This window comes from Fructilactobacillus sp. X7R7C1 (genome assembly GCF_059901065.1).
Genome location: NZ_JBWXVF010000001.1, coordinates 129,041 through 146,293 on the forward strand (window position 1 = coordinate 129,041; position 17,253 = coordinate 146,293).

The window sequence follows — 17,253 nt, forward strand, 5'->3', positions numbered from 1 at the left end:
AAAGCATAAATAGGATTATCAATGATACAATCATGTCCTAAATTAGGATTTGAGAGGATTGCGTAAATTATATGGGAAATAAAAAGGGAGTTTCATTATTTGGATTAATCATGCTGGTCATTAGTTCCGCGATTGGCGCTGGAATTTATAATGCCAGTGAACAGATTGCGGCAGCGGCCACTCCGGGACCCGCGCTCGTTGCGTGGATTATTACTGGAGTCGGAATTTTTGCACTAGCAATGAGTTTGAAGTCTCTAAGTGAGGATAAACCAGAACTGACTGGAATTTCCGATTTTGCCAGAGATGGATTTGGTGACTTTGCTGGATTTCTATCGGGCTGGGGATACTGGCTATCGGCATGGCTTGGTAACATTGCGTTTGCCACCATGATGATGTCAGCGATCGGTTATTTCTTTCCGGTTTTTCGATCAGGCAACTCAATTCAAGCGGTAATCATTGCGTCGGTATTCACGTGGCTACTCACGTGGTTAGTAACGATGGGGATTGAAAACGCGGCTTTCATCAATACCATTATCACCGTAATAAAAATAATTCCCTTGGTTGCTTTCGCAATCTTAGGAATTGTCTTATTCAAAGCTAACGTTTTCACCGCCCACTTCTGGGCTAATTTTAGTACTAACTTCACGTATAGTCCGGCGACGGCAATGGGGGTATTTGATCAAGTCAAGGGCTGTATCATCACCACCATGTGGATCTTCATCGGGATTGAAGGTGCCACGATGATGGCAGGACGCGCTAAGAAGCGTTCTGATGCGGCCAAGGCAACCATTATTGGCACCATCTCACTCTTGATCATCAACATCGTGATTGCGATGCTACCATATGGTTACTTACCTCAAGCCAAACTAGCTAAGTTGAGCAACCCGGCCCTGACCTACGTTGTTAAAGATATGATTGGACCAATAGGTGCGGCTTTTGTCAGTATCTCACTTATAATCACCATGGTCGGTGCCCTCCTGTCATGGACCATGCTTCCGGTTGAAGCGACGTCACAACTAGCTGATCAGAAGCTACTACCCCGGTGGTTCGGTTACTTAAACAAGCACAATTCACCTTCACACTCATTGTGGTTAACTCAGATTTTGGTACAAATTGTTTTGATTTCGTTACTATTTACCGATCAGGCGTACAACCTGGCAATTTCGTTGTGTACGGCAGCGATTGTGATTTGTTACGCGCTGGTTGGTGCCGATCAAATTAAGGCTGGCGTACAGGCTCATTCGGTCAAGAAAATGATGCCGGGCATCCTAGCTCTATTGTTTGAAGTTGTCGGAATCGCAGTGGCGGGACTACAATTCTTGTGGTTATGCTCAATTGCATACGTTCTAGGCTTTGGTTTCTACATCAAAGCGATCAAGAATCAAGGACGTAAAATCACAACCTTTGAATGGATCATGATGGCATTGATAACGATTGCTGCCATTGGGGCGGTCATTGCTCTATTTATGGGAAAGATAGGAGTGTCGTAAATGAAGAGAATCGTGATAGCTCTAGGTGGCAATGCGATTTTAACCGATGATCCAACTGCGAAAGGGCAAAGAGAAGCTTTAAAAAAAACCACGAAAAAAATCGTGAAGTTCGTGCGTAATTCAACTGAAAACCTTCAGTTAGTGATTACCCACGGCAATGGCCCGCAAGTTGGAAACTTGTTACTCCAAGAACTAAACGGTAGCACGAAGGAAAATCCGCCAATGCCACTTGACGTGGTTGGAGCGATGACTCAAGGTGAGTTAGGACTGTGGATTGGGGATGCCCTCTCAGACAATGATATGACTAGTTCAACCATTGTCACGCGGGTATTAGTCAATCCCAATGATCCAGCGTTTAAGGATCCAACCAAGCCCATCGGTCCGTTTTACGCGGACGTTAATTCCGTCTTAATGAAACATCCGGACTGGAAATTTGCCGAAGATGCCGGTCGCGGATTCAGGCGGGTCGTTCCATCGCCTCATCCCATCAGCATTTTAGAGGCGAAACAAATTAGCACCCTGGTTGACAGTGGATTCACTGTCATTGCTGGTGGTGGAGGCGGCGTTCCGGTCGTCATGACTGACAACGGAGACGTCGAAGGCGTGGAAGCCGTGATTGATAAAGACTTTACGGCTTCGTTAATCGGACAAATGGTCAATGCTGATCAGTTAATTATCCTGACGGGAATTGACCAGGCGGCCATTAATTTCGGACGGCCTAATCAAAGAGAACTGGGACACGTGTCGCTTGACGAACTGAACATGTATCTAAAACAAGGTCAGTTTGGTAAGGGTTCGATGGAACCCAAGATTCAAGCGGCGATGCAGTTTGTGAAAAACACCGGCAAGGAAGCCGTGATTACGTCATTAGATAACGTTGCCGATTTTGAGGAAAACGGTCGAGCAACGGTCATTAAAAAATAACGACGGAAGAAATCACCCGATGACTATGTACTAGTCTTTGGGTGATTTTTAGTTGTTATTAAGTGATTCAACGGGACTATAACCATTTTTCCAATTTGATATTAGCATTTAAGAACGAAATGTCAAAGATTATTCTTATCTAGTTAGAGGTAATCCAATGTCATGATTAGTCTTTAAAACAAAAAGTTCCCTTGCCACTATCAAAAATAGTTGCAAGGGAACTTCATGGTACTTGTGGGTCATAACCATCAAATAGAAAGGAGTAGTGCATCTTGTTTGAAAACTACCGCCTACGCGGTACAAACATAGTATATCATACATGATAAAAATGTCTATCTTTATTTATTTTATGTGATTGAACGGTGGCACGATTAACGTTGGCTTTAACATAAACTTCACATGCATATCGCTATTAACGTTTAGTTGAATTTGTTATGCTTTAGACGTATATAGGAGGTTTCAATTATGAAGATTATGATTATTGGTGGAACCGGAAGAGTCGGTTCTGACCTAGTAAAACAATTTCAAAAAAACACTGACGATTCGGTTACCATTGCGGCTCGTCATCCTGAAGAAGTCAAATTTGTGGACACCGTTGAGGAACGTCCCAAAATTAACACCATGAAGTTTAGCATCGTCGATATGAGTGTTAACGAAATGGCCGACGCAATGAAGGGCTTTGATGCCATCTACTTTACCGCTGGATCCGGTGGACACAACGTGGTCTTAGTTGACAGTTACGGAGCCATCAAGACCATGCAGGCCGCCGAAAAAGCCGGCGTCAAACGTTACATCATGCTCAGTTCAGCCTTTGCGCTTCAACCAGACCAGTGGGAGGGAAAGAAACACTACGCCAAGTTACAGGACTACCAGGCTGCTAAGTTCATGGCCGACCACTGGCTAATTCACGATACTGACCTGAACTACACTATTTTACAGCCGGGCTCCTTGCTTGAGACTCCTGGAACCGGCGAAGTAACCTTTAATGATGACCAACCTGGTTCGAACTCAATCAACGACGTTTCACAGGTCTTGTTTGACGTTTTAGATAACCAACATGCCTTTGACAAGGTAATCATCATGCACAGTGGTGACATGAGTATCGAAACCGCACTTAACAATTTAAAATAGTTAGGGAGAATTAAGATGGCTGTTAAAGATAAAGTAGTTGTAATTACGGGAGCTTCTAGTGGAATTGGTGAGGCAACCGCCAAGTTATTGGCAAAGAACGGCGCCAAGGTCGTGCTGGGCGCTAGAAGAGAGGACCGCTTACGTGCGATTCAGGAAGATATCGAAGCTGACGGTGGTGTGGCCGCTATTCAGAAGACCGATGTTACCAAACTCGATGAGGTCAGAAACCTGGCGTCCGCTGCGGTTGACCAGTTTGGTCGCATCGATGTTTGGATGAACAATGCTGGTGTGATGCCCCAATCACCACTGATTAAGGGTGACGTCAAGGGTTGGAATCTCATGATTGACGTCAATATCAGGGGTGTTTTGTACGGCATTACCGCTTCCCTTGATACGATGCGTGGTCAAGGTAGCGGTCAGTACATCAACACCGCTTCGGTGGCGGCTCACACTTCTGGAATTAACAGTGGGGTGTACAGTGCCACAAAGGCGGCCGTGAAGATGATTAGTGATTCATTACGAGAGGAAGAGGCTAAGGCCAAGTCTGGCATTCGGGTGACCATGATTTCACCCGGCGCGGTAGCTACCGAATTGCCCAATCACATTACCGATCCGGACATCAAGAAGCAGTTTGAGTCATACGACTTGACGCCGCTTAGTCCCAAACGGATTGCGCAATCCATCCTGTACGCCATTGACATGCCAAAGGATGCCTCGGTCAACGAAATCGTGATTCGACCAACCGATCAGGTTTAGGACTGACGCATATGAAATTAGATGTATCAAAGCACATCTTAAGGGATGGTTCGTTTTTAATCATCGCCATCCTGTCAATCATGCAGTTTGCGCGCTACGTCTACACCCAGGAGTATCTGCGTTCGGCTAAGTACCTGGTGCTGTTTTTGATTACCGTCTTAATGTATGGACTAGTTCCAGATCAAGTCCTGCAGTCGATTGTCAATCTGATTATGATCGGGTTGCTGCTTGTTTTTACGTGGTACGACGAACGCATTGATAAACGACGAACAAAGAAATAAATTAATTAGACTAACTGTCGCTTTTAACCGATCGTTAGTCTTTTTTTACGGGAAAATTAACCAATCCGTGAACTATTTCCGCGATGAAGGTTGAAATTGTTAATGTTTAATACTATTATTATAAAAAACAGGTTGTTCGAATTTTGTTATCTGACAATATCCGAACATTGCATATAAAATGGAGGAGAAAGTTCGATGAATTACTATCTAATCATTAACATCATTGGGGTCGCCGTGTTCCTCGGAATTGCCTTTTTGTTTTCTAAGGATCACAAGCACGTCAACTGGCGATCGGTCATTGTCGTTTTAGTCTTAAACCTCGTCATCGCGTTTCTCCTTACTCGCTTTAGTTGGGGTCGAGACGCTGTCAAGGGTGCCGCTGAAGGATTCAACTGGATTGTCCAGGTTGCTTACACTGGGATTGCCTTTGCACTTCCCAACTGGGTGCACGTCAAACAGATGAACTTTGTGACTTCAGCACTGCTTCCAATTTTAATGATTGTTCCGTTGTTTGATATCCTTACATACTTTGGGATTTTGCCATTTATCATTAAATGGATCGGAATTGCGTTATCAAAGGTCACGGGACAACCAAAGTTCGAATCATTTTACGCCGTTGAAATGATGTTCCTTGGAAACACGGAAGCCCTAGCCGTTTCTAGTCTGCAACTCAAGAAATTATCTAGTGAACGACTCTTGACAGTCGCCATGATGTCGATGTCTTGTATCACCGCTGCGATCGTTGGTTCGTACACCCAGATGATTCCGGGTCAATACGTTTTAACCGCAATCCCGCTTAACATCTTGAACGCCATCATCGTGACTTCACTACTGAATCCCGTTCACGTTACGCCTGAAGAAGACACAATTGCGACGATGACGGAACCTTCAGAGCAGGTTGCTGAAGAAACGGTTGCTGACAAACCTGAGAAGCCTAAAAAAGAGCCGTTCTTCTCATTTTTGGGTGACTCAATCTTAGGTGCCGGTAAACTGGTATTAATCATCGCTGCTAACGTCATTGCCTTCGTGGCCCTTGCTAACTTAATCAGTAAGTTACTGGGACTCATTAATCCTTGGTTGTCACTTCAACACTTACTTGGAATCGTAATGTTCCCATTTGCATGGCTGATGGGGATGGACGTTAACCACGCCTTCCAGTTTGCTCAATACATGGGAACCAAGTTAGTGACCAACGAATTCGTGGTCATGGGTGCCATTGCTCCCCATATCAACAACTTACACATCTTCCCAGCTCACTATCAAGCCCAACTCTGTGTCTTTTTAACTTCCTTTGCCAACTTCAGTACCGTTGGCATGGTTATCGGATGTCTGAAAGGCTTAGTCAGTCGGGAAAAGAACGATGTTATTTCCAGAAACGTTGGATACTTAATCCTATCCGGAATCTTGGTATCATTACTCTCGGCTGGAATCGTTGGATTATTCGTTTGGTAATTATTAAATAAAATTCATGACACTTCTGATTTAATTCAGAGGTGTTTTTTGTTGTCTAGCTATAAATACGTAAGTTTAGCGAAACTTAATTTTAGTATGATACACTGAACGTAAATAATTAGGGGATGAGAATTTGAAACGAATCCATCCAAAGCTAAAGATTCGTTGGCTCGCCATCGTTTTGGTGCTAATCTCGGGGATCGTCGCCGTGACCTTCACCCATTTCGACGCACCGATGTACAAACAGACGGTGGCTCGAGTCGTAAACGTGCACAACTACGGTCGCACTTCACAAACTGATGAATTTAAGAATCATGACTACCAAGAAAATCAGAAACTGACCCTCAAGGTCTTAAACGGAGAATACAAGGGCAAGACGATTACCGCCAACAACCAGTATTCTGGTGCTGGGGCGACCGACATGAAGTATCATGCCGGCCAACAGATCTTTATTCACGTTGCCAACAAGAACTTAAAGCCTTCGTCGATTCTTATCAACGGCTTTAAGCGGGACACCGCGGTCGTCTTCTTAATCTGGCTAACGGTGATGCTGTTGCTGGTGATTTTGAAGTTCAGTGGCTCCATGGCGCTTTTGAGTATCATCATCAACGCCGTCCTGTTCTTTTTGGCGGTCTCAATTGACGTGGGGACAAGCTTTAATCCGTTCATCTTGTTTGCCATCTTGTCGGTAATTTTCACGATTGTCACCGCCATCCTGATTTTTGGCGTGTCAAAAGAAACGGTCGTGACGATTTCGTCCACGATTCTAGGGACAGCGGTCGCGATTCTGATTGCGTTCATTGTCCTGTCAGTCACGCACGAACGGGGCATGAACTTTGAGATGATGGACTACGTGACCCAACAACGACTGCCAATCTACTTCGTCGGTTGTATGATTGGGTCGCTGGGGGCCATCATGGACCTCTCAGCCGACATCACGTCCAGTCTGTTTGCGGTTTATGAAGAAGACCACAGTCTTTCGTTCTTGAAGCTCTTAAAGAATGGGCAAAACATCGGACGGTCAATCATGGGACCGTTGATTAACGTCTTGTTTCTCATTTTCGTGGCCGGAACTTTTCCGATGATGGTGCTGTTCTTAAGAAACGGTAATAGTTGGGGCTACTCGTTCTCAATGATTATGTCACTTGGAATCATTCAAAGTTTGATTAGCGCAATTGGAATCACACTGACGGTGCCGATTACCAGCCTGATTGCGAGTGCACTTTGTGAAATGAAGGTGATTAAATGAGTACCATGACCGTCTTATTAATCATTCTCTTTTTCGCAATGCTGCTGGCGGGTGGCTCCAAGGGTTTCGTGGCTTTTATTGGTCTTTTGTGTAACTTTGGTTTGGTCTTCATGTCCGTCGTTTTGATTGCGTTTGGCATTCCGTACCTCTGGGTCACACTGGTTAATGCCGTCATTATCCTCGTCATTACAATTTACTTCGGTAATGAGCAAGGCCGGAACGCCGACGTGGCGTTTGTGACCTCGTTAATTGTGGTGGCAATCGTAATTGCGTTGATCATTCCGGTGGAACATTGGGCGCAGGTGCAAGGTTTTGGACCCGAGAATACCGAAGACTTGGAGGGAATGTCACTCTTAATTGGGGTGAAATTCCTAAACGTTTCGTGTGCAATGACGATTCTGAGTTGTTTGGGAGCGGTGGCCGAAGCGGCCGTTGCGATGGCCACCGGTTTAGTTGAGATTCAGGACCATAACATCAAGATTTCTGATAGGGACTTCAGCTATATCGGAGTTTCGATTGGAAAGGAAATCGTTGGAACGGCCTTTAACACTCTGTTTTTTAGTTTCTACGGGGAGTTAGTTGGTTTGTTCATCTGGTTTGCGCGTTTGCACTACAGTATCGGCATGGTCATGAACGACAAGATTTTTGCGTCGGAGTTAATCATGACGTTGATTTCCGCCATTGGAGTGGTTCTGACCATTCCCGTGACCATCGCGGTGATGCTGTATTTGAAGCATCGCAAGTTGAAGAAAGCAAAACAGGATTAAGTGATTTGTGAACTTTATCCTTTACAACTCGCGATTTCTGTGGTTAAATTAATGCAAAATAAGAAAGGGATGAAACCAATGACAACGATTACTATGAACTATCAAAATACTTACTGTTGCTGTACTTGTTACATGTAGGTCAGCGTTCGTAGTTTTAGATGCGGGTGTTGATCAAACGCCTGTATCTAAGTGTAGTAATTTTGTGCTCAGTTAGATACAACATTTTGTTAGTCTAGCTGAGATTGGTGAATTCCAACTCAATCGAATATACTAATCTACTCTATTTACGTGGAAAAAAAGGATCAGTTAGGCTAACTTTATGGATAGTCTAACTGATTTTTTTAATTGTTTCGTTTAACGAGGTTTTGGCAGAAACAGGATTATTTAGTTGAAAGGGAGAAATAGGATGAAGAAAAGATATTGGATTACCGCTTTAGTCGCAATTATCGTGATTTTATTTGGATATACGTTTGTGTATCGGCCGTATCAGAAGGCCCATGCACCACAGTCAAACAAGAAAACCATCACTTTAGCAAGTTCACCCGGTCCTTACAGTGACCTGTTTATGAAGGGCATCAAACCCATTCTTGAAAAAGACGGGTACAAGGTAAAAAATAAATCATTCTCCGTCTTACTGAATGCCGACATGGCATTAAACCAGGGTCAGGTTGACTTAAACGTTGAACAACACGGCGCCTACATGAATAACTTTAATAAGGAAAATCACGGAAACTTGGTTTCATTAACCAAGGTGCCAACGATTCCAACTGGGATTTATCCCGCTAAAAAGCATAGCTTAAAGGACGTTAAGAAGGGTGACACGGTTGCCATTCCAAACGATCCATCCAACATGTCACGGGCTTTTCTAGTAATGGAAAAAGCCGGTTGGATTAAGCTGAAGAAAGGCGTGGATCCCATCAAGGCCACTAAAAATGACATCATCGACAACAAGTACGACCTGAAGTTTGACGAGATGGATTCGGCCAACGAACCACGTTCCAGAAACAGCGTGGACTACGCCATCATCCCTGGTTCTGACACTTACGGAGCCAAGATTCCCGCTAGTTCAATGCTTTTGAAGGAAAATCCACAGAGTCAGTATATGCTACTAGCCGTTGTAAACAAAAAGAATGAGCACACCAAGTGGGCTCAGGACGTCAAGAAGGCTTACAACTCCAAACAGTTCATGAATTACATGAAGAAACACAATCAGGACCATGAGTGGGAAATTCCTGAGAAATAATTGAACACTGTGTCTAAAAATACGATCAAATCCTCCCAATGTTTGGAGGATTTTTTTGTTTCACGTGAAGCTTATTCCACACAAAAACAGGTCAACCTCACAGTTGGCCTGTTTTTTCTAAGTATTGCCAATCCTACTTGTTATCTTTGTTCAAAGCGATGTTCTTAAGGGCTTCAAAAGCATCGATGTCGATTTCTTCAGTAGTATTGTTGTTGAAGGTAACTTGGTATGAAATGATGTTACCTTCTGATTCGCGGGGATGGATTGAGTTCACGTTGTTCACGTTAATCAAACGACCGTCGCCAGTTTCAACTAATCCAGAAAAGTTCATGTTTTTCACCTCCTTACTAGTATTATTACATATGACGCGCCAAAAGATAACTAATAACACGCTCAAATTGCCGTTAAATTGGGAATTTATTACCTTTTGTTAATTTCATGATTTACATTAAAAAGACTTAATAAATTAAGCAAGCGTTTTTATTGCAACCGTTTTCATATGGGAGTATATTAGGGTCAACAAAAGAATTAAGTACTTTTGGGAGGAAGAAATTATGACAGATGTAAAGAAAATTCCTGCAGCAGTAGCAATGCTTAAAGTTATCGAATCATATGGCGTTAAGGATGTTTATGGATACCCAGGTGGTTCCATTAACTCAACGCTTGCTGCGCTCGATCAAGAAAAAGATAACATTAATTACGTACAAATTCGGCACGAACAGGTTGGTGCATTAACGGCCGCTGCTCACGCTAAACTAACTGGTAAAATCGGAGTTGCCTTTGGCTCCGCTGGTCCTGGTGCGGTCAACTTATTAAACGGCTTGTATGACGCTAAAGAAGACCACGCTCCAGTACTTGCCATCGTTGGCCAAGTTGGTCATGACAACATGAACTACAACTACTTCCAAGAATTTCCAGAGACCCCGATGTTCTCTGATGTTTCGGTTTATGACCGTATTGTAATAACTCCTGAAAGCTTGCCACACGTTGTTGATCGTGCCATTCACGAAGCATACGCAAAGAAGGGTGTTGCCGTAGTTGTCATTCCAAATGACTTTGGCTTTGACGAAATCCCAGATGTTCCGTACAGTTCTGCCTCAAAGACTTACGACAAGCCAGCTCCAGAACCAGTCGCAACCGATGACGAAGTAAATCAAGCCCTTAAGATGATTAAGAATGCTAAACGTCCTGTTCTCCACGTTGGTCGTGGAATCAAGGGCAATGGCGACAAGTTAATCGAACTTTCAAAGAAACTCCAGATTCCAGTTATTATGGACGGCTTAGCTTTAGGTTACGTTGACGCTAACTACGAAGCTAACCTAGGAACCGCCAACCGTGCCGCATCAAAGGCCGCTGACGAAATCTTGAGTACCGCTGACCTAGTTATCGCCATCGGTGGTGACTTCCCATTCGCTAAATCAGTTTATGCAAGTCACAAATTCGCTTACATCCAAGTTGATGACTCTCAAATCCAACTTGGTCGTCACCACGAAGTTGACCTCCCAATTTGGTCTGACGCTGGTTCATTTGTTGACAAAGCATTGGCTCAAAGTGAAAAAGTTGCGCCAAGTCCATTCTACAAGGCTGCCGTTGCTGACCAAGCTAACTGGATGGAGTACATTCACAAGATGTTAAACATTGGCAGTGACGAAACCGATGAGAGTAATGGTAGTTTCATGGAAGAATTCAAGGACTTTGGTAAGCACTTGAAGGACACCATGACTAACGCTAACTCAACCATGCCAGTTGCCCCAATCTACAAACAAATTAACCGAGTAGCCGACAAAGATGCTGTCTTCTCAATCGACGTTGGTGACAACATCATCAACAGTTTCAGATACTTGGACATTCAACCAACTAACAAGTGGGTCATCTCCGCATTGTTCGCAACGATGGGTTCCGGACTTCCTGGTGCCATTGCTGCTAAGAAAGCTTACCCAGATCGTCAAGTCTTTAACATTGCCGGTGACGGTGCCCTTTCAATGGTTATCCAAGACTTAGTAACTTTGACGAAGTATCAACTTCCAGTTATTAACGTGGTTACTTCAAACGAAGACTTAGGCTTCATCGAAGGTGAACAAGAAGACTTACCAATGCAATTCTTTGGACTTCAACTTCAAGGTCAAAGCTTTGAATTAATCGCTAAGGGAATGGGAATTGACGCTACGACTGTTCACAACGTTTCTGAACTTCCGGCTGCTTTTGACAAAGCCGTTAAGGTTACCAAAGCTGGTCATCCATTCTTGATTGACGCTAAGATTAACCAAGACCGTGGACTTCCAGTTGAAGATTTGATTGTTAAGATTGAAAATGGTCAAATCGTTGAGACCATCAGTCCAAACTACAAGAAGGACAAAAATGACAACAAGACTTACACATTGCCAGAATTCTTCGCAGAATATGGTGGCGAAGGCTTGTTACCACTTAAGGACTTCTTCGATAAATACGATGTTCAACTTTAATAAGTAAGAAAAAGAGCTCTCATTGAGAGCTCTTTTTTTGTGGGCAAATCGGTGATGTAAAAACTTGAGCAAATTCCTCAGCTCACGGCGATTTAATGGTATGATGAAAGTAATCACAAGAGGATATCGGAGATGAAATATAATGAGTTTTAAAGGATTTGTTAATTGGTTTTTAGTTGTTTTTTGGATCGTGACTTTCGTGGTGTTAGCCATGGGTTTCAGTATGGTCTCAATGTATATGATGGTGATTGGAATGCTGATTCACAGTTTAAATTGTGTCCTGGGAGATAAAATTTAAAGGAGGAATTAGATGTTTAAACCAATTTTATTGATTATCGCAGTGATTGCCTTAATTATTGCCTGTTATTTGTATTGGACGAATCGCGGTCGGGCTGACGATAAAAGTTATATCAAGAGCTTTAAATACTTTGTCTTCATGATATGTATTTTGGTTGCTGTCGTAACTTTTGCCGTCGCCACCAGAAACATTTTGTCAGTTGCTGGTTTCGTGATTGCCTTTGTTCTGTTTGTTTACTACTTGGTTCGCTACTTTATGGCTGCTTTAGGTAAAGGATACAGCTGGGACCAGACGGTCTTCATTAAGTATTTTAGAAGAGCCGTGTATGCACTGCTTGCAACTCTGATCTTCTTCATTGCGTTCTACTGTTCATCAAACAACCAGTTGGATATGTTGCATCATCGAGAAATCACTTCACATCTCCAGATGAAGCATAAGAAGACCCATAAGGAAAAGATGAGAATGGAAAAAAAGGATAAGAAAGCGGAAATGAAGTAGTTGTTGAGGAGTCTGAAGTGCTATATAAAAGTTAGACACTTTATATAAATTTATACAATTTCAAGGATTCATATCGGTATTTAATTGATGTGAGTCTTTTTATTATCCGAAATTCGTTTCAAACATTATCGGTTTAAGAAATGGGAATAACTTTTAATGAGAGAATTATCGTGAAAATTTTTATGTTACGTACTTTGTTGGTAGTGGTGACACTTAATCCATCTACTATAGTCATAAGTGTGATAATGAAAGTCTTGATCATAATGAATTAAAGGACGAACCCACCTCGAAAATTGATTACTAAGGTTATGTAACATAACATAAACTAATTCATAGTTAAGCGTTTGACTGATTGACGTAGCTAAAAATTCATCAATGGATTGTTGTAACGCCTCATTAGAATCCAATAATTCACTTGAGTAATATCAATATGAAGTACGACAGGACACTACATTATCAATGATGATTAGATCTATATTATTAATGGTAGTTTAAAAATTTCTAATTATAGAGGAGATGTTACTCTTGTTAATAATTTCAATATCGATATAGTAGTTTACATTAAAAATACCGCGCTTTTTTTATCAAGAATATGCTTAATAAAATTTGTGATGGTTATTGACTTATTTAAGTTAATTTACATTCTACTAAAATTTAATAATTAGATATTTATAAAATATCATAATATTAATATAAGGAGATCAGTAATGTTGAATAATATGTCTAGTGAGATAAAAAAGACTTTGGATGGACTTAACTCAACAATATCAAATGTTTTTTTGTTGATTGTTTTATTAGTTACTTTTGGCTTTAATGGTTTTATTACAATATCTAAAAAAATAAATCCATTTTTCCAAATTAAAATAAGTATTTTAAAATTTATGAATTCGAATAATTTAATTATTAATACTATATTACTTTTAGTGACAGTAATAATTTTAATATTTTACTTAGTAATCGGAATTTCATTTTTTATTAATGTTCATAGAGCTAAAAATGGATATAAGGGAACATTAGATCAAAAACCAGACAATAAATGTATAGAACGATTAAGTGCAGAACAATATCTAAAATACTTATATAATTTTAGTAAATTAATATTTTCATTATTAATCATAGGATTAATAATTATTATTGGAACAAGGATTAGTTTAATTTATATTGTAAGTTATTTTAAGTGGGATCTTATTTGTTTTCTTATACTTTTTTTACTTTCAATATACTTTGCTGGGATAAATATAAAAAACTTTTTCTGGAGAAATATAACATATAAAAAAAATGAGTGATATGACTTCCTTAAGTTGGACAAAAAATTCAATTTAAGGATTCACATCAAAAGACATTCTTTTTAGTTTTACTTTTTATTCTATATGGTATAATCATCACTATAAAAAATTTCATTTTTACGTATGAAGAGAGATGATACTACATGAAAGTGGTTAATTGTAATAATTTCAAAGTGAACTTTGAAACATACATGGATCAGGTTATGAAGGATTATGAAGAAGTTACCATTCATTGTGAGAATGGTGATTCGGCGTTGCTCGTTTCAAAAAAGAAATATGATAGCATGATCGAGAATCTGTTTGTCTTAGGAAATGGTGATAATTTGAAGTTCTTGGAACATTCGAAGAAGCAATTGAAAAATGGAAAAACGAATCATTTGAAATAATAGTTAATTTAACATAATTATGCTGTATAATAACAAATGAAGATTATGCAATCAACTCATCGATTTAATAGGGCTGATGAGTAAGAGTTTGTTAGTTTATTGCTGATGAATTCGTTTGTCTTTAGCATTAAAAAATGCAGCTTCCATTTAGGAAGCTGCACTTTTTAATTATCGTGTCTGTTTAAACGGTCAAATAACATATCTATTAATCGAATGATTAAATGTGATAAAGTACTAATCGTGATAGATACGATAATAAATAACAAGTAATACATGATTTCACCAGTGGGAACAGTTAGATTTTCGGTAAATCATTTCCCACTCTAATTATTATACAGTATAATTGACTTATTATCTGGTTAGGTTATAATATATTCATAACAAGTAATACATGATCACCGGTTTTCGGTAGGATTGATGATCGAGAGCTTATCGGTTTGTCGCTGATGAGCTCTTTTTTTATCCATCAATAAATTCACATAAAAAGGCTGAAACCTAAATTGGTTCCAGCCTTTTTGGTACTATAGGTCTCGCTAATGTGGAGACATTGACAAGATGGTGCCATTCCCACTAACGCAGGGAGCCTCGTTACTTCTATAATACCATTTCAATTTAATTAAATAAATGCCGTAATGGCGGAAGCAAAGACAATGAGAACTAACCCGAGGTAGGTCAGAGTCATTTCCTTTGGCGTCTTCTTCTGGTGCAAGAAGTAAATCCCGGTCAGAGTGGAAACGAGGACGGCTAGTTGACCCAGAACGTTGGCAGTGGCCAAACCGTTCATGTCAGGTTGAGCTGAGATTAAGTACATTAACATACCAAAGCCTTGCGATAATCCAGCAAGAATGTTTTTGTATGAAACGGATTGAATGAAGACATTTTCGTCTTTTAGGTTCCACAAATCGTAAATCACGGCACAGAGTACCATTCCGATGGCCTGGGGAAGAAACGCATGGTTCCCGTCCATGGCTTGCATGTTTGGCAATAAAGCTTTCATTGAGGGCATGATGACTACCTGTGGAGCAGCTGAGTAAACTAAGTATCCCAGAGCACCAATCAGCTGAAAGATCGTAGCTTTCTTTAAAGCACCCTTATTGGTGGATTCTGGGTTTTGGACCCAAGCAGTGAGGGTCGCACCAAGGATTACGATAACTAGGGCAGTAAATCCTAAGACTTTTCCGATAATGCCAGTCCAGTCGCCTAGAACAAAGACTCCCCAAAGCGACGTCAGGATCAGCTGAAAGGCCGTGGTAATCGGCATTACTCGTGATGATCCAACTAACTTAAAACCCTTGAACTGCATGATCTGACCAAAGCCCCAGCCAAGTCCAGAAATAATTCCAAAAGTGGTACTGATCCAACCAGGAAGGGCTAATCCTTCAATGAAAAACAGGACGACCGCAAAGACTAAGGTTCCAAGGGTGGCACCTAAGATTTGGTTGGCGGGTTTTCCACCAACCTTCGAAGCAATCGTTGGGAAAAGTCCCCAACCGACCATTGGTCCTAAACCAATTAATATCGCTAGCCAATTCATAATAATAACCTCCTAAAGTGTGTGAATGAATTTTTGAAACGCTGCGGTCCCCTGGTCATCAAGCTTGAAGACCCCGGCGTTTTCCAAGACGTGCATAAAGGTAATCCCGACTTCTTTGTCAATCACGTCCTGGACGTTGTCGGGATTGAGTTGGTAACTTTGTTTGATCTGGTTGGCCCAGGCAACGTGATAATCCGCGATGTCGTTAGGCTGACCAAGTAGATACTTCTTGACCTCGGCCAGTTCGGATTTCAGACGAGCGGGTAGAATGGCCCGTCCCATCACCTCAATCAGGCCAATGTTTTCCTTTTTGATGTGTTGGTATTCGGCGTGGGGATGAAAAATGCCATCGGGATACTTCTTTGACGTCTGGTTATCACGCAGAACCACGTAGACCTCAAACTGCTCCTGTTTGTTCATGCGGACGATTGGTGTGACCGTGTGGTGTGGTGTCCCGTTTGTTTCGGCACGCACGTCAACGGATGGGTCTGAATACTTACGCCATTCATTTAAGATATGGGTCGCAAAATCAATCAGTTCTTGTTTATCTGTCCCGGTCAGGCGAATCGTCGACATCGGCCAGTTTAAGACCTCGGCCTTAACGTCTGGATACTGATCCAAGTCAAAGGTGAACCGGGTCTGTGCTTTCATCATTGGGAAGGTGTGATAGCCGCCCTGGTAGTGTTCGTGACTCAGAATTGAACCTCCCACGATTGGTAGGTCCGCATTACTCCCCATAAAGTACGCAGGGAACATCGAAACAATTTCAGTTAGATTGAAAAACGTCTGCGCACTAATTTTCATCGGCTCGTGAACATCATCCAAAAAGATGCAGTGCTGATCAAAGTAGGAGTACGGTGAATACTGAAAGCCCCATGGCTTCCCGCCAACTAAAACATCAATGATGCGGTGATTAACCCGCACCGGAATTTGCGAATTACCGTAGTAACCCTCAGTTTGAGCGCACAGGTTGCACTTGGGATAACCAAAGTGGGTGTTTTGACCGGCCTTGGCAATGTCTTTGGGGTCCTTCTCCGGTTTCGACAGGTTAATCGTGATTTCCAGATCCCCAAACTTGGTGTCAATGTCCCAGAGCAGGTTCTTCTTGATGCGAGCGGTTTTAATGTAGTTATTTTGTTGGCTTAAATTGTAAAAATAGTTTGTGGCCCGGTCTGGAGCCTGCTGATACAGGTTCCAGAACTTGTCATTGACTGCACTTGGAAGTGGGGTGTAGAGATTAGTCAGTTCCGCCTCTAACAGTTCACGGTTTTTGAGGGTATCGTCAATTTGACCATTCTTAATGGCCACATCGATTAATTGATCGACCGTTGCCAATAATTTATTATATAAGTTCGGATTGGACACGTTCTTTTCACCAACCAAATGGTAAAGATAATTTATGAGATACGTGCGGTCCGATGGTCGGTACGTTTGTCCAGTATCAATGACCTGACCGGCGTAGTGTTCAACGAGATTTTCCATGTTGTTCACCTCAC

Annotated in this window: 16 protein-coding genes; 13 read left to right on the top strand and 3 right to left on the bottom strand. The window is 41.6% G+C overall.

Going from position 1 to position 17,253, the window contains the following annotated elements:
• Window positions 1-71: 71 nt before the first annotated feature.
• The 9 genes from AC6UDC_RS00615 to AC6UDC_RS00655 all read left to right on the top strand — a co-directional run bounded on the left by AC6UDC_RS00615 (window position 72) and on the right by AC6UDC_RS00655 (window position 9,293).
• Window positions 72-1,490: a basic amino acid/polyamine antiporter gene (locus AC6UDC_RS00615; RefSeq protein WP_500720749.1), complete on the top strand. Its 1,419-nt coding sequence runs from the start codon at window positions 72-74 to the stop codon at window positions 1,488-1,490.
• A complete protein-coding gene (arcC, locus tag AC6UDC_RS00620; protein ID WP_500720751.1) occupies window positions 1,491-2,414 on the top strand; it encodes a carbamate kinase in 924 nt (307 codons plus the stop codon).
• A 465-nt stretch (window positions 2,415-2,879) separates the two neighbouring features.
• The gene (locus AC6UDC_RS00625) at window positions 2,880-3,545 is read left to right on the top strand and encodes an SDR family oxidoreductase (protein ID WP_500706094.1); all 666 of its coding nucleotides are present in this window, start codon (window positions 2,880-2,882) and stop codon (window positions 3,543-3,545) included.
• A gap of 15 nt (window positions 3,546-3,560) precedes the next feature.
• A complete protein-coding gene (locus tag AC6UDC_RS00630; RefSeq protein WP_500694176.1) occupies window positions 3,561-4,301 on the top strand; it encodes an SDR family oxidoreductase in 741 nt (246 codons plus the stop codon).
• 11 nt (window positions 4,302-4,312) lie between these two features.
• Window positions 4,313-4,582 carry a hypothetical protein gene (locus tag AC6UDC_RS00635; RefSeq protein ID WP_500720753.1) on the top strand — a complete coding sequence of 90 codons (270 nt, stop codon included), beginning with the start codon at window positions 4,313-4,315 and terminating at the stop codon, window positions 4,580-4,582.
• 195 nt (window positions 4,583-4,777) lie between these two features.
• Window positions 4,778-6,034 (top strand): NupC/NupG family nucleoside CNT transporter, encoded by a 1,257-nt coding sequence (locus AC6UDC_RS00640; RefSeq protein ID WP_500695972.1) that lies wholly within the window; start codon window positions 4,778-4,780, stop codon window positions 6,032-6,034.
• 133 nt (window positions 6,035-6,167) lie between these two features.
• Complete coding sequence (locus AC6UDC_RS00645; protein WP_500720755.1) at window positions 6,168-7,283, top strand: YibE/F family protein; 1,116 nt, start codon at window positions 6,168-6,170, stop codon at window positions 7,281-7,283.
• On the top strand, window positions 7,280-8,050 hold the full coding sequence (locus AC6UDC_RS00650) for a YibE/F family protein (RefSeq protein WP_500720757.1): 771 nt from the start codon (window positions 7,280-7,282) through the stop codon (window positions 8,048-8,050). The genes AC6UDC_RS00645 and AC6UDC_RS00650 overlap by 4 nt, the downstream gene beginning before the upstream one ends.
• 406 nt (window positions 8,051-8,456) lie before the next feature.
• The gene (locus AC6UDC_RS00655; RefSeq protein ID WP_500694171.1) at window positions 8,457-9,293 is read left to right on the top strand and encodes a MetQ/NlpA family ABC transporter substrate-binding protein; all 837 of its coding nucleotides are present in this window, start codon (window positions 8,457-8,459) and stop codon (window positions 9,291-9,293) included.
• Window positions 9,294-9,426: 133 nt separating this feature from the next.
• Here the strand turns inward: AC6UDC_RS00655 and AC6UDC_RS00660 are convergent, their stop codons facing one another.
• Window positions 9,427-9,624 (bottom strand): hypothetical protein, encoded by a 198-nt coding sequence (locus AC6UDC_RS00660; protein ID WP_500694170.1) that lies wholly within the window; start codon window positions 9,622-9,624, stop codon window positions 9,427-9,429.
• A 223-nt stretch (window positions 9,625-9,847) separates the two neighbouring features.
• Here AC6UDC_RS00660 and AC6UDC_RS00665 point away from each other — a divergent pair, with 223 nt between their 5' ends.
• The 4 genes from AC6UDC_RS00665 to AC6UDC_RS00680 all read left to right on the top strand — a co-directional run bounded on the left by AC6UDC_RS00665 (window position 9,848) and on the right by AC6UDC_RS00680 (window position 14,223).
• Complete coding sequence (locus AC6UDC_RS00665) at window positions 9,848-11,755, top strand: thiamine pyrophosphate-dependent enzyme (protein ID WP_500720759.1); 1,908 nt, start codon at window positions 9,848-9,850, stop codon at window positions 11,753-11,755.
• A 310-nt stretch (window positions 11,756-12,065) separates the two neighbouring features.
• Window positions 12,066-12,551, top strand: a complete 486-nt coding sequence (locus AC6UDC_RS00670; RefSeq protein WP_500720761.1) for a hypothetical protein — start codon at window positions 12,066-12,068, stop codon at window positions 12,549-12,551.
• A 707-nt stretch (window positions 12,552-13,258) separates the two neighbouring features.
• On the top strand, window positions 13,259-13,837 hold the full coding sequence (locus tag AC6UDC_RS00675; protein ID WP_500694166.1) for a hypothetical protein: 579 nt from the start codon (window positions 13,259-13,261) through the stop codon (window positions 13,835-13,837).
• Window positions 13,838-13,980: 143 nt separating this feature from the next.
• Complete coding sequence (locus AC6UDC_RS00680) at window positions 13,981-14,223, top strand: type II toxin-antitoxin system Phd/YefM family antitoxin (RefSeq protein WP_500720763.1); 243 nt, start codon at window positions 13,981-13,983, stop codon at window positions 14,221-14,223.
• A 616-nt stretch (window positions 14,224-14,839) separates the two neighbouring features.
• Here AC6UDC_RS00680 and rbsU read toward each other — a convergent pair.
• Window positions 14,840-15,757 (bottom strand): ribose/proton symporter RbsU, encoded by a 918-nt coding sequence (gene rbsU, locus AC6UDC_RS00685; protein WP_500695984.1) that lies wholly within the window; start codon window positions 15,755-15,757, stop codon window positions 14,840-14,842.
• Window positions 15,758-15,769: 12 nt separating this feature from the next.
• Window positions 15,770-17,239 carry a UDP-glucose--hexose-1-phosphate uridylyltransferase gene (galT, locus tag AC6UDC_RS00690; RefSeq protein WP_500720765.1) on the bottom strand — a complete coding sequence of 490 codons (1,470 nt, stop codon included), beginning with the start codon at window positions 17,237-17,239 and terminating at the stop codon, window positions 15,770-15,772.
• Window positions 17,240-17,253: the final 14 nt, after the last annotated feature.